The organism is Nocardia sp. bgisy134 (assembly GCF_965341865.1).
In the GTDB taxonomy this organism is placed as follows: domain Bacteria; phylum Actinomycetota; class Actinomycetes; order Mycobacteriales; family Mycobacteriaceae; genus Nocardia.
Genome location: NZ_CBDQZP010000005.1, coordinates 151,595 through 171,856, shown reverse-complemented (window position 1 = coordinate 171,856; position 20,262 = coordinate 151,595). Strand labels below are relative to the sequence as shown.

Annotated in this window: 19 protein-coding genes; 13 read left to right on the top strand and 6 right to left on the bottom strand. The window is 68.8% G+C overall.

The window, feature by feature from the left end; translation table 11 throughout:
- Positions 1-251: 251 nt before the first annotated feature.
- Positions 252-953 (top strand): hypothetical protein, encoded by a 702-nt coding sequence (locus ACRWNM_RS11610; protein WP_431966460.1) that lies wholly within the window; start codon positions 252-254, stop codon positions 951-953.
- Here ACRWNM_RS11610 and ACRWNM_RS11605 read toward each other — a convergent pair.
- Both ACRWNM_RS11605 and ACRWNM_RS11600 read right to left on the bottom strand, forming a co-directional pair.
- Positions 928-1,350: a hypothetical protein gene (locus ACRWNM_RS11605; RefSeq protein WP_431966458.1), complete on the bottom strand. Its 423-nt coding sequence runs from the start codon at positions 1,348-1,350 to the stop codon at positions 928-930. The genes ACRWNM_RS11610 and ACRWNM_RS11605 overlap by 26 nt on opposite strands.
- Before the next feature lie 114 nt (positions 1,351-1,464).
- Positions 1,465-2,457, bottom strand: coding sequence for an alpha/beta hydrolase (locus ACRWNM_RS11600; protein ID WP_431966456.1), 993 nt, complete (start codon positions 2,455-2,457; stop codon positions 1,465-1,467).
- 319 nt (positions 2,458-2,776) lie between these two features.
- Between ACRWNM_RS11600 and rfbA the strand changes: the two genes are divergently transcribed.
- Positions 2,777-3,649, top strand: a complete 873-nt coding sequence (gene rfbA, locus ACRWNM_RS11595) for a glucose-1-phosphate thymidylyltransferase RfbA (protein WP_431966454.1) — start codon at positions 2,777-2,779, stop codon at positions 3,647-3,649.
- Position 3,650: 1 nt separating this feature from the next.
- Complete coding sequence (locus ACRWNM_RS11590) at positions 3,651-4,199, top strand: dTDP-4-dehydrorhamnose 3,5-epimerase family protein (RefSeq protein WP_431966452.1); 549 nt, start codon at positions 3,651-3,653, stop codon at positions 4,197-4,199.
- Positions 4,200-4,278: 79 nt separating this feature from the next.
- Here the strand turns inward: ACRWNM_RS11590 and ACRWNM_RS11585 are convergent, their stop codons facing one another.
- On the bottom strand, positions 4,279-5,739 hold the full coding sequence (locus tag ACRWNM_RS11585) for an MFS transporter (protein ID WP_431966450.1): 1,461 nt from the start codon (positions 5,737-5,739) through the stop codon (positions 4,279-4,281).
- A gap of 85 nt (positions 5,740-5,824) precedes the next feature.
- Here ACRWNM_RS11585 and ACRWNM_RS11580 point away from each other — a divergent pair, with 85 nt between their 5' ends.
- Positions 5,825-6,229: a MarR family winged helix-turn-helix transcriptional regulator gene (locus tag ACRWNM_RS11580; RefSeq protein WP_431966448.1), complete on the top strand. Its 405-nt coding sequence runs from the start codon at positions 5,825-5,827 to the stop codon at positions 6,227-6,229.
- 68 nt (positions 6,230-6,297) lie between these two features.
- On the opposite strand, the gene ACRWNM_RS11575 is transcribed toward ACRWNM_RS11580, so the two are convergent.
- Together ACRWNM_RS11575 and ACRWNM_RS11570 are read right to left on the bottom strand one after the other, a co-directional pair.
- Positions 6,298-7,143: a helix-turn-helix domain-containing protein gene (locus tag ACRWNM_RS11575; RefSeq protein ID WP_431966783.1), complete on the bottom strand. Its 846-nt coding sequence runs from the start codon at positions 7,141-7,143 to the stop codon at positions 6,298-6,300.
- Between the two features lie 256 nt (positions 7,144-7,399).
- Entirely contained in the window at positions 7,400-7,960 is a 561-nt protein-coding gene (locus ACRWNM_RS11570; RefSeq protein ID WP_431966447.1) for a DUF4282 domain-containing protein, read from the bottom strand.
- A gap of 255 nt (positions 7,961-8,215) precedes the next feature.
- On the opposite strand from ACRWNM_RS11570, the gene ACRWNM_RS11565 reads away from it, so the two are divergent.
- From ACRWNM_RS11565 to ACRWNM_RS11555, 3 genes are all read left to right on the top strand, one after another.
- On the top strand, positions 8,216-8,707 hold the full coding sequence (locus tag ACRWNM_RS11565; RefSeq protein ID WP_431966445.1) for a hypothetical protein: 492 nt from the start codon (positions 8,216-8,218) through the stop codon (positions 8,705-8,707).
- Positions 8,708-8,880: 173 nt separating this feature from the next.
- A complete protein-coding gene (locus tag ACRWNM_RS11560; protein WP_431966443.1) occupies positions 8,881-11,070 on the top strand; it encodes a molybdopterin oxidoreductase family protein in 2,190 nt (729 codons plus the stop codon).
- A gap of 218 nt (positions 11,071-11,288) precedes the next feature.
- A complete protein-coding gene (locus tag ACRWNM_RS11555; RefSeq protein ID WP_431966441.1) occupies positions 11,289-11,936 on the top strand; it encodes a pyridoxamine 5'-phosphate oxidase family protein in 648 nt (215 codons plus the stop codon).
- Positions 11,937-11,951: 15 nt separating this feature from the next.
- On the opposite strand, the gene ACRWNM_RS11550 is transcribed toward ACRWNM_RS11555, so the two are convergent.
- Positions 11,952-12,479, bottom strand: a complete 528-nt coding sequence (locus ACRWNM_RS11550; protein ID WP_431966439.1) for a GtrA family protein — start codon at positions 12,477-12,479, stop codon at positions 11,952-11,954.
- A gap of 234 nt (positions 12,480-12,713) precedes the next feature.
- Here ACRWNM_RS11550 and ACRWNM_RS11545 point away from each other — a divergent pair, with 234 nt between their 5' ends.
- From ACRWNM_RS11545 to ACRWNM_RS11520, 6 genes are all read left to right on the top strand, one after another.
- Entirely contained in the window at positions 12,714-14,201 is a 1,488-nt protein-coding gene (locus ACRWNM_RS11545) for an FAD-binding protein (RefSeq protein ID WP_431966437.1), read from the top strand.
- Positions 14,198-14,977, top strand: a complete 780-nt coding sequence (locus ACRWNM_RS11540) for a decaprenylphospho-beta-D-erythro-pentofuranosid-2-ulose 2-reductase (protein ID WP_431966435.1) — start codon at positions 14,198-14,200, stop codon at positions 14,975-14,977. Before ACRWNM_RS11545 ends, ACRWNM_RS11540 begins: the two co-directional genes overlap by 4 nt.
- A 128-nt stretch (positions 14,978-15,105) precedes the next feature.
- Positions 15,106-15,330 (top strand): type II toxin-antitoxin system VapB family antitoxin, encoded by a 225-nt coding sequence (locus ACRWNM_RS11535; protein ID WP_431966433.1) that lies wholly within the window; start codon positions 15,106-15,108, stop codon positions 15,328-15,330.
- Entirely contained in the window at positions 15,327-15,755 is a 429-nt protein-coding gene (locus ACRWNM_RS11530; RefSeq protein WP_431966431.1) for a PIN domain-containing protein, read from the top strand. Before ACRWNM_RS11535 ends, ACRWNM_RS11530 begins: the two co-directional genes overlap by 4 nt.
- A gap of 446 nt (positions 15,756-16,201) precedes the next feature.
- Positions 16,202-18,127 carry a galactan 5-O-arabinofuranosyltransferase gene (locus ACRWNM_RS11525; protein ID WP_431966781.1) on the top strand — a complete coding sequence of 642 codons (1,926 nt, stop codon included), beginning with the start codon at positions 16,202-16,204 and terminating at the stop codon, positions 18,125-18,127.
- 226 nt (positions 18,128-18,353) lie between these two features.
- Positions 18,354-20,192 (top strand): glycosyl transferase, encoded by a 1,839-nt coding sequence (locus ACRWNM_RS11520; RefSeq protein ID WP_431966429.1) that lies wholly within the window; start codon positions 18,354-18,356, stop codon positions 20,190-20,192.
- Positions 20,193-20,262: the final 70 nt, after the last annotated feature.

The following is a 20,262-nucleotide window of genomic DNA, read 5'->3' as shown; positions in this document are numbered from 1 at the left end:
CACGACGCACACTTCCCGCAACCCGCTCGACGCCAGACACGCTCCGAGCCACCGCGCGCTTGACCTGAACAAAAGTTCAGGTTCTAACGTCGACGTGGAGCCGGAGACCAAACGGCCTCGAACAGGGAATTGCTCGAGCGGACCAGTGACCGAGTGAACACAATCTTAACATTACCGATTCGCAAGGTTACCAATTGTTTTCGACTTCCCCGCGAAATTCCCGGCACACTGCGAATAAGGGATACGGACAAATGCTGATGAGGAAATTCGCCGCAACCGCCTGGCTGCTGGTCGCCGTCGTGGCGAGCACCGCGGGCACCGCCGCCGCGACCGATCACCCCGGGGCAGGGCAGGTGGGTTTCACGGCGAGCGCCACTCCCGACGCCGCCGTAATCGACCTCGACGCAGGGGCATTCGCGATCGCCGGCGACGTCCTCCAGATCAGGGCCGACGACGGCGCGGTCCTCGCGGGCACGCCGCTGAAGTTCCGCGTCGACGATTTCGAGTTCCCCATCGCCGCCGAGATCGCCGGCCGCACCGCGACTCTGACCCCGCAGCTGTCCATGGACAAGGCCGTCTACGAGCCGGTCGCCCTGCCCTTCGAGGACAAGGCCCCGTGGAAGTCCGAGTACGAGCGCGAGCAGGCCGCCTGGTCGCGGATGACGAGCACGATCGGCCTGGGGGTGAGCATGGGCGCGCTGCTCGGTGGCCTGGGCGGCGCGGCGGTCGGCTGCGTGCTCGGCGGCATCGTCGGCGCGACCGTGGCCGCGGCCACCCTCGCGGGACTGTTCGGGCCGTTCCTGCCCGCGGCCGTGGTCGGCTGCCTCGGCGGCGTCGCCACGGTCGGCCCGCTCGGCGCGGTCGCCGGTCAGCTGTTCGTGACCGCGCCCGTCGCGATCGCGGCGGTCGCCCAGTACTTCACCACGATCAACGCGCCGTTCCCCGCGAGGTGAGCGCGCGCCGGTCACGCAGGAACCGGCGCGCGCCGATCGTCGCGTAGCCGCCGGTGAGACCGACGAACGCGGCGACGACGCCGCGAGGGATGTCGCCGCGGACCAGGTGCGCCGACCCGCTCGTCGTATCGAGCACGTCGACCATCAGGGCGAGGCGCTGCCAGCGCGGCCGGTCGCCGGGCGCGGCGGTCAGGTATCCGAGGCCGAGCGCGATGGCTCGGGCGCCGAAGATCCGGGTCATGTAACGGAGTTCGGGAGTCGGCCGGGTGAGCGCGAGGCGCGCCGCCGTGTCCGGAGCGGCGAGCGCGGTAGCGCCCAGCGCGATGCGGCCGTAGGCGAGCGCCGAAAGCGCTCGGTCGAGTGTCGTGCGGCGCGGGGTCGTCTCGAAAGCCACCATGGCCTCAGCCTGCCGAAACACCGCGCCGGAGTCGATTATCCGAGGGGTAATGCGCCGAGTATCCCGCCCCGGGCGCGACCCGGGGCGGGATGCGACTCGTCCGGCCGACCGTGATCAGGCCGTCCGAGCCTGCTCCAACTGCTCGAACCTGGTGCGCACGAAGCGCGCGACCCGGCCGAGCGCCGCCCGGGATTCGGGCAGGTTCGGGGCGATGCTCATGAACGCGTGCACCTGGCCGCGCCACAGCTCCACCGCGTGCGGCACGCCCGCCGCGGTGAGCCGCCGCGCCATCAGCTCGCAGTCGTAGCGCAGCACCTCGTCCTCGGCGGCGATCATCAGCACCGGGGGCAGTCCGGTGAGCGCGCCGTTGACCGGCGAGAGCAGCGGATCGAGCGCGCCGTCGATCTCCGCGCCGAGTTTCACGACCGCCTCCAGCGCCGACAGCGGGATGTACGGGTCGCGCGCGACGTTGACGTAGTCGCGTTTGGCCGCGTAGTCCAGGTCGAGCAGCGGGCTCAGTCCGATCAGTCCGGCGGGCGCGGGCAGTCCGGCCGATATCGCGCGCAGCGCGGTCGCGAAGCTCAGGTAGCCGCCCGCGGAATCCCCGGCGAAGACGATCCGCGCTGGATCGGCGCCGTGCCGAAGCAGCCATCGGTAGGCGGTGAGGCAGTCCTCGATCGATTGGCCGATGCTGCCCGCGGGCAGCTGGCGATAGTCGACATTGACCACCGGCAGACCGATGCGCCTGGCCAAGCTGGCCGCGACCGGCCGGTGCGTCTCCAGCCCGCACACCGCGAAGCCGCCGCCGTGCATGTACAGCACCGCGCCGTGCCGCAGGGCCCGCGCCGCGCCGGACGGGCGCACGATCTCCATCCGGAAACCGCCGAGACGGACCTGCTCGCGGTCGATGCCGTGCGGGGCGGGACGCAACCGGGCCAGCCCGTCGATGGCGAACGCGCCGACCGGGATGGTGGCCCGGGTGATCGGGGCGACCCGCAGCATCGGCCGCACCACGCCGCGGCAGGTCGCCAGCAGCAGCCGCGCCGCGGCGCTGGGGCCGTCCGGATTCATCACGACGGCGGAGCCGTCGACCGTGGTCGCCGTCATCGCGCACCTACCTCACCCTGGCGCGCCGAACCCGACCTGGCGGAACCGAGCCTGATCAGCGGGGGCCGCGGGCGAGAGTCAGCGCTGACATCTCACGCTGCGCGCATTCGCGACGCTCCCGGGACTCTGCGTGGTCACGCAGGCTACCGCCTCCGAGCCCGTCGCTCACGTCGCAGCGTGTTTCAGAAGACCACGAAAAGTGTGATCCCTGCAACATCAATCGCCCGGCGCGCCGGGCGGCGAAACGTTCGTGATCAATTCGTGCGCTAGTCGGAACCTCCCCGAATCCCGGAGCGGCCGAACTGGCAGACTCCAGGGCATGCGCGGAATCATCTTGGCGGGCGGCACCGGTTCCCGGCTTCACCCGATCACGCGCGGAGTGAGCAAGCAGCTGGTGCCGGTCTACGACAAACCGATGGTCTATTACCCGCTGTCCACGCTGATGCTCGCCGGCATCAAGGACATCCTGGTGATCACCACACCGGAGGACGCCGAGGCGTTCGCCCGGCTGCTCGGCGACGGCTCCCAGTTCGGCATCTCGATCAGCTACGTGGTGCAACCCGAGCCGGACGGTCTCGCGCGCGCCTTCGTGCTCGGCGCGGATCACATCGGCACCGAGTGCGCGGCGCTCGTGCTCGGCGACAACATCTTCCACGGGCCCGGCCTCGGCACCAGCCTGAACCGGTTCGCCGGGATCGACGGCGGCGCGGTCTTCGCCTACTGGGTGTCGGACCCGAGCGCCTACGGCGTCGTCGAGTTCACCGGCGGACGCGCGGTGTCGATCGAGGAGAAGCCCAAGGTCCCGCGCTCGAACTACGCCATCCCCGGGCTGTATTTCTACGACAACGACGTGGTGGAGATCGCCCGCGGGCTGCGGCCTTCGGCGCGCGGCGAGTACGAGATCACCGACATCAACCGCGCCTACCTGGAACAGGACCGGCTGCGCGTCGACGTGCTCGCCCGCGGCACCGCCTGGCTGGACACCGGCACCTTCGACTCGCTGCTGGACGCCGCCAACTACGTGCGCACCATCGAGGAGCGGCAGGGTCTGAAGATCGGCGTGCCCGAGGAGGTCGCCTGGCGGATGGGGTACATCGACGACGAGCAGTTGCGCACCCGCGCCGAGCCGCTCGTCCGGTCCGGCTACGGCGGCTACCTGCTCGATCTGCTGGAACGCGGACGGGATTGGTGAGATGGAGATTCGGGAGCTCGCGGTGCCAGGCGCCTGGGTCGTCACCCCGCGCCGGTTCCAGGACGAGCGCGGCACGTTCGTCGAGTCGTTCAAGGCCTCCGAGTTCGAGAAGGCGACCGGACGGCCGTTCGAGCTGCACCAGGTGAACTGCTCGGTCTCGGCCGCGGGCGTGCTGCGCGGGATCCACTACACCGAGGACCCGCCCGGCCAGGCGAAATACGTGACCTGCGTGCGCGGCGCCTTCATGGACGTGGTCGTCGATCTGCGCCCCGGTTCGCCGACCTACGGCCGCTGGGACAGCGTGCTGCTCGACGACGTGGACCGGCGTTCGGTGTTCCTGTCCGAGGGGCTCGGCCACGCCATCCTCTCGCTGGAGGACGAGTCGACGGTCACCTACCTGTGCTCCATCGAGTACACCCCCGAATTCGACAGGGACCTGGACGCTTTCGATCCCCGGCTGGGCATCGAATGGCCGAAGGTCGGCCGCGACGGCGCACCGCTGACCTATCTGCGCTCCCCCAAAGACGCCGCAGCGCCGCCGTTCCCCTGAGTTCTCCGACATGCCGGAAGCCACGTCCGGCGGCGCGTGCCGCCGGACGTGGCTTCCGATTGTCGTCGACCGCTGCGGATCAGCCGACGAGTTCGAGCTCCGGTTCGGCGACCTGCTCCCGCTTGCCGCGCTTCGGCACGAAGGCGAGCAGGGCGACCAGCGCGCCGACGATGGCGACGCCTGCGGCGAATTCCAAACCGGGACGGTAGGTGTCGAGCATGTCCGCGGGCGAAGCGCTGTGGCCGCCCGAGGAGATGATCGCGGTGGTCACCGCGAGCACGATGGCCGCGCCGACCTGCATGGACGTCTGCAGCACGCCTGCGGCCAACCCCTGCTCCTCGTCATCGATGCCGTTGGTGGCCTGGATGTTGATAGCGGGGAAGCCGATCCAGCCGATGCCGATCAGCAGGACCGCGGGCAGGATCACCGTCAGGTAGGACGGGTCGGTGTTCAGCCGCAGGAACAGCAGGTAGCCGACGGCCATCACGACCATGGTGACGGCGATGATCGGGCCGGTGCCGAAGCGATCGACCAGCTTGTCGGAGAACACCGCGGAGAGCGAGACGAGCAGGCCCACCGGCAGCAGCGCGAGCGCCAGCTTCAGCGGCGACCAGTCGAGCGTGTCCTGCATGTACAGGGTCACGATGAACTGCCAGCTGAAGTACGAACCCGCGACCGCGACGATGGCGAGGCTGGCGCGGATCAGCGACGACTTGCGCAGGATGCCGAGGCGGACCAGCGGGTGCGCGACCCGCCGCTCGACGGCGAGGAAGGCGGCGAACAGCGCGATCACCGCGACGAACGAACCGATGGTGCGCGCCGAGACCCAACCCGCCTCGGGTGCGGTGACCACCGTGTAGACCAGCAGCAGCATGGCGGCGGTGGAGAACACGGCGCCGAGGATGTCGTGGCCGCCCTCTTCGGCCGGCTTGTCCTTGGGCACCAGCACCCACGCGGCGGCGAGCGCGGCGATCGCGATCGGCACCGGGAGCAGGAAGGTCCAGCGCCAGCCGACGCCGGTCATCAGGCCGCCGAACAGCAGGCCGGACGAGTAACCGCCCGCGCCGAACACGGTGTAGATGGACAGCGCCTTGTTACGGGCGGGGCCCTCGGCGAAGTTGGTGGTGATGATCGACAGACCGGTCGGCGCGGTGAACGCGGCGGCCAGGCCCTTGACGAAACGGGTCAGGATCAGCAGCGGGCCGGAGCTGACCAGCGCGCCCGCGAGGGAGGCGAGGGCGAAGACCGCCAGCGCGATCAGGAAGACCTTGCGCCGCCCGAGCAGGTCGGCGGTGCGGCCGCCCAGCAGCAGCAGGCCGCCGTAACCGAGCACGTAACCGCTCACCAGCCACTGGAGGGTCGAGGTGGACAGATCAAGTTCGGCGCCGATGGACGGCAGCGCGACACCGATCATCGAGACGTCGAGACCGTCGAGGAACAACACGATGCAGAGAGTGATCAGCATGCCCCAGAGCCGGGCGGACCATCTGGTCGGATCGATCGCCGTGGCGGCGGCCGAAAGCGTTGCTGGTGAAGTCATGTGGAGGACATTACATGCGCACGCATTAAATGCCAACACATTAAATGTGGTTGCATGCATCGACCCGCACCACTAAGATGGGGCCATGTCGAAGCCGACCACTGAGACCGCTCGGCGCACCATCGCGCCCACCGAGCTGGTTGGCGAATGGCGCGAGCTCCTCGACCGGCACGCCACCGTCAGCTGCGCGCTGGAGAAAGAGCTGCAGGGCAGGCACAAGATGGGGCTCAGCGAGTTCGAGACGCTGGACCGGCTGGTCGATGCCGATTGCGGCAATTACCGAATGAGCGATCTGGCCAACGACATCTACCTGAGCCAGAGTGCGCTGTCCCGCGCCGTGGCGCGGCTGGAGCGCGACGGACTCGTCGAGCGCAGCATGTGCTCCGACGACCGGCGCGCGGTCTTCGTCTGCCTGACAGAGAAGGGCAGGCGGGTCTACAACCAAGCGCTACCGACGCACCGCGAAGTGCTGGGCCGCACCTGGCAGTAGCCGGGCCGCACCTCGCAGTAGGCAGCCCGCGGCCCGCGAAACACTCCGGCCGCGCGGAACTCGTCCGATCAGGCGAGCGCGGCCCGCGCCTCGTCGAGGACTTGGCGCGCGTCCACCGCGACCGACTTGATGTCGGCGAAAGCCTTCCGGTACCGGTCGATTTCGCTGTCCTTGTCCAGGTAGACCGGTCCGGTGAAGGCCTCGACGTAGATCACCGGGGGCTCGGGCTCCTCACCCATGCGCCCCTCGGGGAATTCGAGCATCACGAACCGGCCCGACTCCATCCCGGCGTGGTACCCGGATTCCGGCGGCACCGTCTTGATCCGCACGTTCGGCAATTCGCTCATGCGCCGCAGGTGCTCGAGCTGGTCCGCCGTCACATCCGCGCCACCGACGCGCCGCCACAGCACCGCCTCGCTGATCACCACGTCCAGCTGCACCGGCGATTCGCCACGCGTGACCAATGCCTGCCTGGCCAGCCGCAACTGGACCCTTCGCTCGATCTCGGTGGGCGAGGCGTCCGGTCGCGCCGCGCTCAGCAGCGCCCTCGCGTAGGCCTCGGTCTGCAAAAGCCCTGGCACCAGCTCGTTCTCGTAGGTCGACAGCTGACGCGCCGCCTCCTCCAGACCGATGTAGATCTCGAAACCCTCGCCGAGCACATCGCTGTAGGCGGTCCACCAGCCCCTGGCCTTGGTCTCCTTGGCCAGCGCGGTGAGCGGGCCGACGAGATCGCCGGGGGCGCCGTAGATCTTGCACATCGCCTCGACGTCCAGGCTGCGCAGGGAGGTCTGCCCGGTTTCGATCCGCCAGATCTTCGCCTCCGACCACTCCAGCTGCTGGGCAGCCATTCTGGTGGTCATCCTGGCGCGGTTGCGGAGGTCGCGGAGGTGTCGGCCGAGTTGCCGACGCGGCATGGTCGATCCGGTTGTTCCCTGCGGTAAAGCCATGCTTTCCCCCTCGCGCCATGCGTCGAGGTGACACGACGAAGACCCCTCGTGCCGCCGATACCGACGCTCCCTACCGAGCATCCGGAACCTTCCCCAACGCTCGAACAGCATTGTTTCACAGCAAAACTGACATAGCGCAGGATTGCTGGCTCAGGCAGGCCAATGGCTCGAGAGAGACAATCAGGTTCGACGTGGTCATCCCATGGCAACCCTGTCGGATTGCCTACTTGCGCGAACCCCGCCTGCCGAAGCGCCAGAACTGCACCGCGCGCACGTCCTCGGAGAGCTGGTTCACCGGCTCGGCGACATCCGAAAGCGCTTGGAACAGATCGTCGGCCAGCTCGCTGATGTGCTCCACCCGCGTGGCCAGCCGCGAGGCATTGACCAGGAATTCCAGCACCAGGCGCACGGCGGCGGCGATCGAGAGACCCAGCGGCACCGCGACCAGGCCCGCCAGCACGCCGAGCACCGCCGAAACCTGCCACATCCACACCGTCACGCTGATCGGGACCGCGAAGGCGAAGATCAGGCCGAGCATGTAGGCCAGCGGCAGCAGCGTGGTGGTCGCGGTCCGGTGGAACTGCACGTCGATCAGGGCGCGGGCGGTCTCCGCGCTCCACTGCCGGAAGGCGCGCGGGCTGCGGAACGGCTCGGCGGGCTCCTCGTCGCGCTCGGCCGCTTTGGCGAAGCGCCTGGTGGCCGACGCTTTCCAAGCGATCCAACGAGATTCGGTCTCGTACTCCTCCGGATCGGGCAGCGCGATCCCGCTCGACTCATCGGTCATGCGCCGAATCCTCCCCGCATTTCGCGTCCCGAACCAGCCCCCAGGAACCTCACAGCGGCGACACAGCGCCCCGACAGCCACGTGCTCGAAAGTTGGCCCTGTCAGCGACCCGAACGACCCCGACCGGACCCCTGCCGGATGAGACGTAGTCCACAGTTCAAGAAACTTTCGCGAATCGCGTAACGCCGGGGCCACCGCCCCTCGATACGACCCATGAACGCAGGACCCAGATCTACCGGGGAATGGAGAAAAACAGTGCGCACCTCGTTTCCGACTTCCGTCTCCGCGGCCGACATCGATGCCGCGGCGCAGGACTACATCCAGCGTGGATGGACGGTTGCCGAAACGGCCAACGGGATCTGCTTGATCACCGATGACGAGATTTCCGGCATCGAGGTCAGCGGCGAGCTGGCCGGTGCGGTCCGCCGCTTCCTGCGCGCCAACAACCTGTCCGGCCCGGTGATCGAGTTCCCCGGCGCCGACCGTCGCGAGATCCACCTCGTCACCGGTCTGCGCAAGGCCGCCATGGCGCTGGAGGCGCTGCGCGAGGCGGGCGCCACCGTCTACACCGACGGCGCGGGCATCCCGCTGCCGCCGAGCAAGCTCTCGGCCGGGTCGGCCTGCTGGGGCGTCGCCCCGCACGAGGCCCGCTGGGTGCCGCCGGTGGTCGCGATCAGCGCCGCCGTGCGCTCGGCCGCTACGGCCACCACCCGGCGCCGCACGCAGCTGACCAGCGTCGCCTGCTGAAACGACTCCCCGGAGGAGGGGACGGCCCGCACTACCGGCCCTGAACGACCGGCATCCGTTGGACGGATGCCGGTCGTCCTCGTCTCTCCGGCACCGCTCGCGACTATGGGACATCTTCCAAAAATGTCGCAAATTTGCCTTCCCTCCGGCCGACCGCCGGGTCAAGATGGGATATGGCTCCGATCACAGACCTCTCTCGCAACCTGTTGCGCACCTGTCCGCTGTGCGAAGCGGTGTGCGGGTTGGAGATCACCCTCGACCGCGACGACCACGTCACCTCGATCCGCGGCGACAAGCAAGACCCCTTCAGCAAGGGCTTCCTCTGCCCCAAAGGCGCCAGCCTCGGCCACCTCGACGAGGACCCGGACCGGGTCACCGAACCGCTGATCCGCGATCGAGCGACCGACACGTGGCGCACGGCGGGCTGGGACGAGGCCTTCGATTACATCGCCGAACGTTTCCCGCCGATCCTCGCCGAGCACGGGAACCAGGCGGCCGCACTCTATCTGGGCAATCCGAACGCGCACACCGTGGCGGGCGCGCTGTACCTGCCCGTGCTGATGCGCGCGCTCGGCACCAAGAATCTGTTCTCCGCGAGCACCGCCGACCAGATGCCCAAGCAGGTGGCCAGCGGGCTGATGTTCGGCGATCCGCTCACCGTGCCGGTGCCGGATCTGGATCGCACCGACTACCTGCTGATGCTCGGAGCCAATCCGCTGGAGTCCAACGGATCGCTGTGCACCGCGCCGGATTTCCCCGGTCGGTTGAAGGCGCTGCGCCGCCGCGGCGGCCGGTTCGTCGTGGTGGATCCGCGCCTGACGCGCACCGCCAAACTGGCCGACGAGCACCTGTTCGTCCGGCCGGGCACCGACGCCTACCTGCTGTTCGGCATCGTGCACACGCTCTTCGCCGAAGGACTGACCGAGGTGCGGGTCGAGGTGGCGGGGCTGGACGAGTTGCGCGCGGCCGCCGCCGATTTCACACCGGAGGTCGTCGCGGCCCGCACCGGAGTGGCCGCCGAGACCGTCGTCCGCATCGCTCGCGAGCTGGCCGCGGCCCCGACGGCGGCCGTGTACGCCAGGATCGGCACCTGCACCGCCGAATTCGGCACCCTGACCCAGTGGCTCGTCGACGTGCTCAACGTGCTCACCGGCAATCTGGACTCGCCGGGCGGCGCCATGTTCGCCACCGCCGCCGCGGGCGGCATCTCGCGCACCAAACCGTTCCGCACCGGCCGCTGGACCAGCCGGGTGCGCGGGCTGCCCGAGTCGATGGGCGAGCTGCCCGTCGCCACGCTCGCCGACGAGATCCGCACGCCGGGCCAGGGGCAGGTACGCGCGATGGTGACGGTCGCGGGCAACCCGGTGCTTTCCGCGCCGAGCGGCGCGCGGCTGGACGCGGCGTTGGCCGGGCTGGAGTTCATGGTGAGCGTGGACCGCTACGTCAACGAGACGACGCGGCACGCCGACGTCATCCTGCCGCCGCCGCGCCCGTTGCAGTCCCCGCACTACGATTTCGCGCTGCTCCAGTTCGCGGTGCGCAACTACACCCGCTATTCGCGCCCGCTGGTGCCGCTCGGCGACCGCCCGTCGGAGGCGGGTGTGCTGGCCCGGCTCGGCGCGGCGCTCACCGGCAGGCCGCACAACGGCACCGGCGACCAGGACCCGCTGACCATGGTGGACGAGCTGGTCATCGCGGGCATGCTGCACAAGGCGGGCATTCCCGAGCGCAGGCCGGAACTGCACGGTGAGACCAGCACCGAGCAGCGCATCGACCTGATGCTGCGGCTCGGGCCCTACGGCGAGTGGAACGGTGGCACCCTGAATCTGCAAGAGCTGCTGGACAACCCGCACGGCATCGATCTCGGCCCGTTGCGACCCCGGCTGCCGGAGGCGCTGCGCACCGCGTCGAAAAGGGTGGAGCTCGCGCCCGCACCGCTGCTCGCCGACGTGGCGCGGCTGCGCGCCAAACTGGCCGAGGACGCGCCCGATTTCGTGTTGATCGGGCGGCGGCACCTGCGCTCCAACAACAGCTGGATGCACAATGTCGCGACCCTGGTGAGCGGTACCAACCGGTGCACGTTGCAGATCCACCCCGACGACGTGAACCGGCTCGGCCTCGGCGACCAGGCCGTGGTGAAATCGGCCGCCGGCATGTTGACCGTGCCGCTCGAGCCGACCGAGGCGATCATGCCGGGCGTGGTGAGCCTGCCGCACGGATGGGGCCACGACGGCAGCTCGCAGACGGTGGCCAAGGCCAATGCCGGGGTGAATGCCAATGCGCTGACCGATGATTCGGTGGTCGACGTGCCCTCGGGGAACGCGGTGTTCAACGGCGTGCCGGTGACGCTGACGCCCGCGTGAGACGACACCCTGCCGACCGGCCGGAAATCATTCCGGCCGGTCGGAATTCAGCAAACTCACGGAAACCCTTGCGCTAACGCCACATTCGGTGCATCCTCAATGGCGGTTTCGTAGATCTGCCATGCCCGAACCCATTAAAATGGACAGGATTTCGGTCAAGTCGCGGTTCAACGTGGAGTCGCGCGGTACCCCGGATTCCGGCGACCAGAGGGGGCGCGATGCCCGGTACACGTTGTGGCAGTGATGGCGAGCGCGAACTACAGGAAAGGTACGGCACAGAGGGCAGGGCCGATCGTTTTTACGCAGATCAGATGCGAGATCGGCTGAACTCGACCATGATCGAGTTCATCGGCAGGATGGACATGGCGTTCGTCGCCACCGCCGACAAACACGGCGAATGCGACAACAGCTTCCGTGCCGGTCCCCCCGGATTTCTGCACGTGATCGACGAGCGAACGGTCGCCTATCCCGAATACCGCGGCAACGGCGTGATGGCGAGTCTCGGCAACATTCTGGAGAATCCCCACGTAGGCATCCTGCTAATCGATTTCGTGCGCGACCTCATCGGCCTGCACATCAACGGGTCCGCCCGCATCGTGGAGGACGCGACGCTGCGGCGCAGCGTTCCCGAGCTACCCGAGAACGTCAAGGGAAGGGCCGCGGAACTCTGGGTCGTGGTCGACGTCGAGGAGGCCTACATCCACTGCCGCAAACACATTCCGCACCTCGTCCCCGCGGAACGTGAGCAGCGGGACTGGGGCACGGACAATACGCGGGCGAAGGGCGGCGACTACTTCGGCGTGAAGGCGGAGGCCCGCGCCGAACTCGCGGACGTGCCCGGCTCGGCCCCCGCGCTGGCCAGATGAGCGGCGTGCGGCGCCTCAGTGGATCTTGAAGATCACCAGGCGCTGCACGACGAAGTTGATGACGGTCGCGGTGCCCTGCGCGACGACGAACGCCAGCGGCACCCGCCACCACTGCTCGCCGATCGCGTAGTACAGCACCTGGTTGATGCCGACCTGCACCGCGAAGGTCGTGGCGTACAGCGCGACGACGGCGGCGAAGCGGGCGCGGCTCGGCGGCGCCTTGAAGGTCCACCTGCGGTTGATCAGGTAGGCCGTGGTGGTGCCCGCGATGAACCCGATGGACTTGGCGACCGAGACGGGCAGGCCGAGCACGTTCAGCAGCAGGACGTACAACCCGAAGTCCACGATCGCCGACAGGCCGCCGGTCAGTGTGAACCGGATGATCTGCGTCTTGAGGTCGACTTCGGTGCTGTCGTCGACTCGGCGCTCTCGGGGCCCTTCGTGGTTACGCAGGCTGCCTCCTTCGGGCCCGTCGTTCGCGCCGACGGGCTCGTCGACGAGCGGCAATTCGGCCGGGAGCGGCAGGTGGGGTTCGGCTTGCACGCGCACGAGCGTAACGGGCGCGACCCGACCCCGCCCCTCCTCGGCCCGCGCAGGGTCGGCGCGCAGGGGAGGTGCCTCAACTCGCGCACCCGGACGCATCGCGCACGACCCGGAGTGAAGGCGGAGACCGGCGCGGCCGGGTGAGGGGCGCGGGTCCGCGGGGCGGTAGTGACCGTCTCCATACTGGTGAGTACGGAGACAACAACCCCTCCGGCCGTCATGCCTGTAGCCTCTATGCCGATGTCAACGAAAGCTTCGACCGCCACCGTCGCGAACGGTGACAGCGGGACCGCAGGTAGCACCGACAACGGCGCTGCGAGCGCCAACGGCTTCGCGTTGCCGACCGAGACCCGGGCACTGACCGGGTGGGGTCGCACCGCACCGACCTCCGCCGAAGTGCTCTCGACCAGCGATCCGGAAGTGATCGCCAAGGCCGTGGCCATGGTCGCCGAGGACAACGACGGCAAGCCGGCCCACCTACGTCGCGGCGTGATCGCCCGCGGCCTCGGCCGTTCCTACGGGGACAACGCCCAGAACGCGGGTGGCCTCGTCGTCGACATGACCGCGCTGAACAAGATCCACCGCATCGACCGCGACACTCGCCTGGTCGACGTGGACGCGGGCGTGAACCTGGACCAGCTGATGAAGGCCGCGCTGCCGTTCGGCCTGTGGGTCCCGGTGCTGCCCGGCACGCGACAGGTCACCATCGGCGGTGCGATCGGCTCCGATATCCACGGCAAGAACCACCACAGCGCGGGCAGCTTCGGCAACCACGTGCGTTCGATGGAACTGCTCACCGCCGACGGCACCGTGCAGCACATCACGCCGAAGAAGAACGCCAAGCTGTTCTGGGCCACCATCGGCGGCTGCGGCCTGACGGGCATCATCCTGCGCGCCACCATCGAGATGACGCCGACGGAGACCGCGTACTTCATCGCCGACGGTGACGTGACGCCGACCCTGGACGACACCATCGCCTTCCACAGCGACGGCTCGGAGGACCGCTACGAGTACAGCTCGGCGTGGTTCGACGCGATCAGCCCGGAACCCAAGCTGGGCCGCGCCGCCATCTCCCGCGGCAACCTGGCCAAGCTGGATCAGCTGCCCAAGAAGCTGCAGAAGGATCCGCTACGGTTCAACGGCAAGACGTTCTTCACGTTGCCGGACGTGTTCCCGAACGGGTTGGCCAACAAGTACACCTTCACCCCGATCGGCGAGCTCTGGTACCGCAAGTCGGGCACCTACCGCGGTAAGGTGCAGAACCTGACGCAGTTCTATCACCCGCTCGACATGCTGGGCGAGTGGAACCGCGGCTACGGCTCCAACGGCTTCCTGCAGTACCAGTTCGTGGTGCCGCCGGAGTCGGTGGAGGAGTTCAAGCGGATCATCATCGACATCCAGCGGTCCGGGTTCTACTCGTTCCTCAATGTTTTCAAGCTCTTCGGACCGGGTAACCAAGCGCCGCTGAGCTTCCCGATGCCCGGGTGGAACATCTGCGTCGACTTCCCGATCTCGGCGGGCCTCAACGAGTTCGTCACCGATCTGGACCGCCGGGTGCTCGAATTCGGCGGGCGGCTCTACACCGGAAAGGACTCGCGCACCACGGCCGAGACCTTCCACAAGATGTACCCGCGGATCGACGAGTGGATCAAGGTCCGCCGGAGTGTCGATCCCACAGGCGTTTTCATGTCCGACATGGCGAGAAGGCTGGAGCTTCAGTGATCAATGCCGTAGGCAACCCGCAGACCATCCTGCTGCTGGGCGGTACCTCGGAGATCGGACTGGCGATCTGCGCCGAGTACCTGAAGAAGGGGCCGGCGCGGATCGTTCTGGCCACCCTCCCCAACGATCCGCTGCGCGAGGGCGCGGTGGCCCAGATGGAGGCCGCGGGCGCGAACAAGGTGGAGGTCGTCGACTTCGACGCGCTCGACACCGACTCGCACCCGAAGGTGATCGACGCGGCGTGGTCCGGCGGTGACGTCGACGTCGCCATCGTGGCCTTCGGTGTGCTCGGCGACGCCGAGCAGCTGTGGCAGGACCAGCGCAAGGCCGTGCAGGTCGCCGGGATCAACTACACCGCGGCGGTTTCCGTCGGCGTGCTGGTCGGCGAGAAGATGAAGGCGCAGGGCTACGGGCGCATCATCGCCATGTCCTCGGTGGCGGGCGAGCGGGTGCGCCGCTCCAACTTCGTCTACGGCTCCACCAAGGCCGGCCTGGACGGCTTCTACCTCGGCCTCGGCGAGGCGCTGCGCCCGTTCGGCCCGCGCGTCCTCGTCATCCGCCCCGGCCAGGTGCGCACCACGACCACCCTGGACCACTGGAAGGCCACCGGCGCCAAGGAAGCCCCGTTCACCGTCGACAAGGAAGACGTGGCGGCGCTCGCGGTCTCGGCCTCCGAAAAGGGCAAGGACCTCATCTGGGCCCCCGGCCCCGTGCGCTTCCTCATGTCCATCCTGCGCCACATCCCCCGCCCGATCTTCCGCAAGCTCCCCCTCTGAGCATTGCCTCGAACCCAGAACTGCCGCGCCATCCCCGATGCCGCGGCAGTTCTCGTTATATCCCGATCACCAGGGGTGAATGTACAATTTCAGCGAGCAGGCGCGGACTTTATGTACAGGAGGCGCACATGTCCCTCACCCATATCGAGATCGATGACGAAGCTCTGGAACAAGCCAAGAGACTCGGCGGGCACCGGACAAAGACGGCGGCCGTCGCCGCCGCGCTAACCGAATACAACAAGCGGATGTCCCGCGCCGCGGCGTACGACCACTACTTCGAGCTGGCTCGCGGCTGGGATATCGAAGGGGCCGAGGCCGCCCACCGAGCGGAGAAGGAGCCACCTGCCAGGTGATCGGATACCTGCTCGATTCCTCGGCGCTGTGGCGCATCCTGCGAGACGAGGCTGTCCACGAACTCTGGCGGACACCGACGACGGACGGGGAGTTGCGGTCCTGCTACCCGCAGCGGGCCGAATTCCTCCGGTCGGCGCGCAATCTGAAGGAGTACTCCGCGTTCCGCGGCATGTATGACGCTTTGTACAGCGATGCCGCGGTGCCGAAATCGGCCGGAACGTGGATCGCCGGTTTGCAGGATCGCGCGGCCGAACGCGGGAACCACGGCTGTCTGTCCAGTGTCGACCTGCAGATCTGCGCTACCGCCGCATACCACGGTCTGGTGGTCGTTCATGACGACGCCGACTTCGTCACCGCCGCGCGACTGGCGACCGAACTTCGGCAGGTGAACGTGCACGAAGGACCGAATCCAGAGTCGGTCTGACGGTGACCTACGGCGACGATGCGGATTCTCGGCCGTGGAAACTGCGACTTCGCGCGGACGATCTGCCCGCAGCGCCAGGGGCCGTTGCCAACAACGTAGATCTCTTCGCGCCGGAGTCGGGTGAGCACTGCGGCCGCCGTCTGTCATTTGCCGGAAAATCGACGCTCCGCCGGATTTCGCGTCCACCTCGCAAGATGTTCTCCGGCGCGAGCTCGGCGGTCACGAGTGATCGCGTGCGATACCGGGCTGCACGCGATCCCGGCGAGGCCCGCTCGCGCGGCGGCGGTGAGACCCAGTCTCCTGCCTGTGTGCGGGGAGTTTGTTAGCGTGCGGTGCGAATCAGGGGCGGCGGTCGGTGGGTGCCGAGCGCAGAGCCGACGACTGGAACCGGAGGCGCTATGAGCACCACTGTCACGGAACAGAGCACCGCGACCCCACCGGGGCGGATGTCGCTGTTCCTGCGGCAGGTGGGAGCCGGACTCGGTGAGGGTCTGCTCGCCGCGCTGGTGGCCGCGGTCGTCGCCGCGGTTGGGCTGGTGGCCTTTTCGCTGGTGTCCTGGCCTGCGTTCAACTCCTCCAATGTGACTCGGGCGTTGACGACGGCGGGGCAGGTCGCGGCGGCCGCGATGCTGATCGCCGCGGTCTGGCTGTTACGGGCGCACAAGTGGCCTCGGGTGGCGAAAGTGCTGTCCTGGGCCGGGATTTCGGCGTTCGTGACGGTGACGCTCGGGATGCCGCTTGCGGCGACGAAGCTGTACCTGTTCGGCGTGTCGGTCGATCAGGAGTTCCGCACCGAGTACTTGACGCGGCTCACCGACAGCGCGTCGCTGCGCGATATGACGTACATGGATCTGCCGCCGTTCTATCCGGCCGGGTGGTTCTGGGTCGGCGGACGCGTGGCGAATGTGCTGGGGATAGACGGCTGGGAGGCGTTCAAGCCGTACGCGATCGGTTCGCTCGCGGTGGCGGCGGTGCTCGCGCTCGTGCTGTGGACCCAGCTGATCCGGGCCGACTGGGCCGTGGCGGTCACGGCGGCGACGACCGCGGTGGCGCTGACCTACGCCTCGCCCGAGCCGTACAGCTGCGTGATCGTGCTCCTGCTTCCGCCCGCGCTGGTGCTGGCTTGGGGCGCGTTGTATCGACCGCTGGAGGACGGGGCATCGCCCGGCCCGCAGGCGGGAGGGATCAGGACGGCCGGGGGCTGGGGCGCGGTGATCGGCACCGGCCTGTTCCTCGGCATCGCCGCGACCTTCTACACCTTGCACTTCCTCGTCGCCGCCTTCGCGATCGCGCTGATGGGTCTGCTGGCCGCCGGGCTCGAGATCCGGCAGCGGCGGACGTGGCGGGCCGCGGTGCCGCCGCTGGTGCGCCTGCTGGCGATCGCCGCGATCTCCGGGCTGATCGCATTGGTGTGCTGGGGTCCGTACCTGGTGAAGTCGCTCACCACCAAGACACCGGGCTCCGGCACGGCACTGCACTACCTGCCGAAGTCGGGCGCGGAGCTTCCGCTGCCGATGGCCGAGTTCACGCTGCTCGGCGGACTGTGCCTGATCGGAACCGTGTGGCTGGTGGTGCGCGCGGGTTCGTCGCGGCGCGCGCAGGCGCTCGGCATCGGTGTGGTGGCGATCTACCTGTGGACGCTGCTGTCCATGCTGGCGACGGCGGCGGGTACCACCCTGCTGTCGTTCCGGCTGGAGGCGCCGCTGCTCGTGCTGCTCTCCGCCGCGGGCGCGTTCAGTCTCGTCGAGGGCACCCGCGCCGTGTACCAGGCGTTCGGCGAGCCCCCACGATTCCGGCCCGCCGTGGTCGCGATCGCGATCGTCGGCGCACTGGCCTTCGTCCAGGACATCCCGCACGTGCTGACCCCGGAGATCACCACCGCCTACACCGACACCGACGGCGACGGCAACCGCGCCGACAAGCGCCCGGCCTCGGCGGTCTCGTACTACCGCGAGATCGACGCCGCGCTACTCGCCCAGACCGGCCGCCCGCGCGACGAGACGGTCGTCCTCACCGCCGACACCAGCTTCCTCTCCTTCTACCCGTACTGGGGTTTCCAGGCGCTCACCTCGCACTACGCGAACCAGCTCGCCGATTTCCCCGGCCGGGCGGCCACCATCAAGGACTGGAGCGCGCTGGATTCGCCCGCGCAGCTGCTGGACGCGATGGCGCACAGCCCGTGGCGCGCGCCCGACGCCTTCCTGTTCCGCCGCGGCGACGACGCGTACAGCCTGCGCCTGGCCGAGGACGTCTACCCGAACGACCCGAACGTGCGGCGCTATACGGTGAGCTTCCCGAAGCAGCTGTTCGACGACCCCGCCTTCACAAAAACCGACATCGGACCCTTCACCCTCGTCACCGTCCGTCGCTGACACCGGCAAAACCCCAGGTCACCGACCCGGCCGCGAAACAGATGTGTCGGCGGGGCCGTTTCTGGATAACCGACGCACTGGGCGTACCTCCGGCCGCGCGCGCACTGTGGACGGACTCCGTTCGGCAGCGCCGTCCGGCGCACAGGCTCGGTGGGCGCCCGCTCTCAGCCGCCATCGCTATATCGTGGGCGGCTGATTTCCGGCAGGGCAGAGGGAGAGTTCGCGCGTGCAGTTGGACAGCGCCGATCGGGAGACGACACAGCGATCGGCGGGAGGTATCACGGCCACCCGGCCGGGACTGCTCCAGCGCCCCGCGATCGCACGGTTGCGCGTCCACCGGGCGGACCTGCTCGTCGGCTGTGCCTACCTGGCGCTGGCCACCGCCGTGCTCTCCAGGCAATGGCGCGACACCGGCAGTGGCTACCTGATCAAGAGTGGTCAGGACCAGACCATGTGGGAGTGGTTCTTCGCGGTGACCGCGCATTCGGTCGCGCACCTGGAGAACCCGCTCGGGACGAACCTGCAGAACTTCCCCGCCGGGGTGAACATGATGGCCAATACGGCCATGTTCGGCGTCGGCGTCCCGTTCACCCCGATCACCCTGCTCTTCGGGCCGACGGTCACCTTCGTGCTCGCTCTCACCCTCGGCCTGGCCGCGACCGCCTACGCCTGGTACCGGCTGTTCGCGCGCGAGCTGGTGACGTCGCGGGCGGCCGCGGCGATCGGCGGACTGTTCTGCGGCTTCGCCCCCGCGATGATCTCGCACGCCAACGCGCACCCGAACTTCGTCGCGCTGGCGCTGCTCCCGATCATCGCCGGACTGCTGATCCGGATGGCGCGCGCGGCCCTCGACGCGCAGGCCGCGCCGCGCAACCGGCTGCGGGACGCGATCGTGCTCGCCGTGCTCGTCGCGTCGCAGATCGCGCTCGGCGAGGAGCCGCTGCTGATCTTCGCGCTCGCCTTCGGGTTGTTCGCGGTGGTCTACCACCTGCACCAGCCGCGGCAGGGCGTGCGTGCGCTGCGCGCGCTGGCCCCCACGATCGCCGCGGCCGCGGGCCTCACGTTGCTGCTCACCGCGGTCCCGCTGTGGTGGCAGTTCTTCGGGCCGCAGAGCTATCACTCCATCGACCACGGTCCGATGGGCAACGACCTGAAGACCCTCGTGCAGTTCCCGTCCGAATCCCTGGGCGGCGCGTGGGCCCCCGGCCAATACGTGGCCATCAACGACACCGAACAGAACGCCTACTTCGGCTGGCCGCTGTTGCTGGTGCTCACCGCCACCGTGGCGCTGCTCTGGCGCGACCGGGTGGTGCGCGCCGCGGCGGCGGTGATCGCGGTGTTCGGCGTGCTCTCGCTCGGTGCGGTGGCCACGGTCGGCAAGCGACCCACCGGCATCGAACTGCCGTGGGCGCTGGCCGAGAAGATTCCCTTGCTGAATTCGGTGCTGGAGACCCGGCTGACGATGGCCGCCGTCCCGGCCATCGCCGCGGTGCTCGCGCTGGCCTCCAATCGCGCCGCGGCCTCGTGGAAGCAGTCGGCGACGGACTGGAAGCCGCTGGCCTGGTTCGCGGCGCTGACCTTCGCGCTGCTGCCGTTGGCGCCGACGGTCCTGCCCGTGACCGAGCGCGCGCCCACGCCGCGATTCTTCGCCGACGGGACGGTGCGAGAGTACGTGCGCGACGGTTCGGTGGTCATGATTCCGCCGCCCCGGCCTCCGGATGCCCGAGCGCTGCGCTGGCAGGCCGACGCGGACTTCTCCTTCCCGCTGGCGGGCGGATATTTCGTCGGGCCGACGGGCGTCGAGAAGAAGGGCAGCTACGGTCCGGAGGCGCGGCAGACCGCGGCGCTGCTGGTGAAGGCGCAGGACACCGGAACGGTGCCGGCGATCGGTGACGACGAACGCGCCGCGGCGCTGGCGGATCTGCGGTTCTGGCGGGCGGACGTCCTGGTACTCCCGTTCACGAAGCACTCCGACGTGCTGACCAGCACCGTTACCCAATTGCTCGGCTTCGCCCCGACGCGCGTCGACGACGTGTGGGTCTGGGACGTGCGCGCCGTGCGCTGAACCCGCCGGGCTCCGCCGCCACGGCGCGCGGGCCACCGCACCCTCGGTGCCGAGAGTCACGATCGCGGGG

What these genes read in the sequence shown, in the direction of transcription:
- ACRWNM_RS11555 (WP_431966441.1), top strand. Translation starts at nt 11,289, where the DNA reads ATGCCCGGTACACGTTGTGGCAGTGATGGCGAGCGCGAACTACAGGAA.
- ACRWNM_RS11600 (WP_431966456.1), bottom strand. Translation starts at nt 2,457, where the DNA reads ATGACGGCGACCACGGTCGACGGCTCCGCCGTCGTGATGAATCCGGAC.
- ACRWNM_RS11605 (WP_431966458.1), bottom strand. Translation starts at nt 1,350, where the DNA reads ATGGTGGCTTTCGAGACGACCCCGCGCCGCACGACACTCGACCGAGCG.
- rfbA (WP_431966454.1), top strand. Translation starts at nt 2,777, where the DNA reads ATGCGCGGAATCATCTTGGCGGGCGGCACCGGTTCCCGGCTTCACCCG.
- ACRWNM_RS11570 (WP_431966447.1), bottom strand. Translation starts at nt 7,960, where the DNA reads ATGACCGATGAGTCGAGCGGGATCGCGCTGCCCGATCCGGAGGAGTAC.
- ACRWNM_RS11525 (WP_431966781.1), top strand. Translation starts at nt 16,202, where the DNA reads ATGTCGCTGTTCCTGCGGCAGGTGGGAGCCGGACTCGGTGAGGGTCTG.
- ACRWNM_RS11580 (WP_431966448.1), top strand. Translation starts at nt 5,825, where the DNA reads ATGTCGAAGCCGACCACTGAGACCGCTCGGCGCACCATCGCGCCCACC.
- ACRWNM_RS11560 (WP_431966443.1), top strand. Translation starts at nt 8,881, where the DNA reads ATGGCTCCGATCACAGACCTCTCTCGCAACCTGTTGCGCACCTGTCCG.
- ACRWNM_RS11585 (WP_431966450.1), bottom strand. Translation starts at nt 5,739, where the DNA reads ATGACTTCACCAGCAACGCTTTCGGCCGCCGCCACGGCGATCGATCCG.
- ACRWNM_RS11545 (WP_431966437.1), top strand. Translation starts at nt 12,714, where the DNA reads ATGCCGATGTCAACGAAAGCTTCGACCGCCACCGTCGCGAACGGTGAC.
- ACRWNM_RS11610 (WP_431966460.1), top strand. Translation starts at nt 252, where the DNA reads ATGCTGATGAGGAAATTCGCCGCAACCGCCTGGCTGCTGGTCGCCGTC.
- ACRWNM_RS11575 (WP_431966783.1), bottom strand. Translation starts at nt 7,143, where the DNA reads ATGCCGCGTCGGCAACTCGGCCGACACCTCCGCGACCTCCGCAACCGC.
- ACRWNM_RS11590 (WP_431966452.1), top strand. Translation starts at nt 3,651, where the DNA reads ATGGAGATTCGGGAGCTCGCGGTGCCAGGCGCCTGGGTCGTCACCCCG.
- ACRWNM_RS11535 (WP_431966433.1), top strand. Translation starts at nt 15,106, where the DNA reads ATGTCCCTCACCCATATCGAGATCGATGACGAAGCTCTGGAACAAGCC.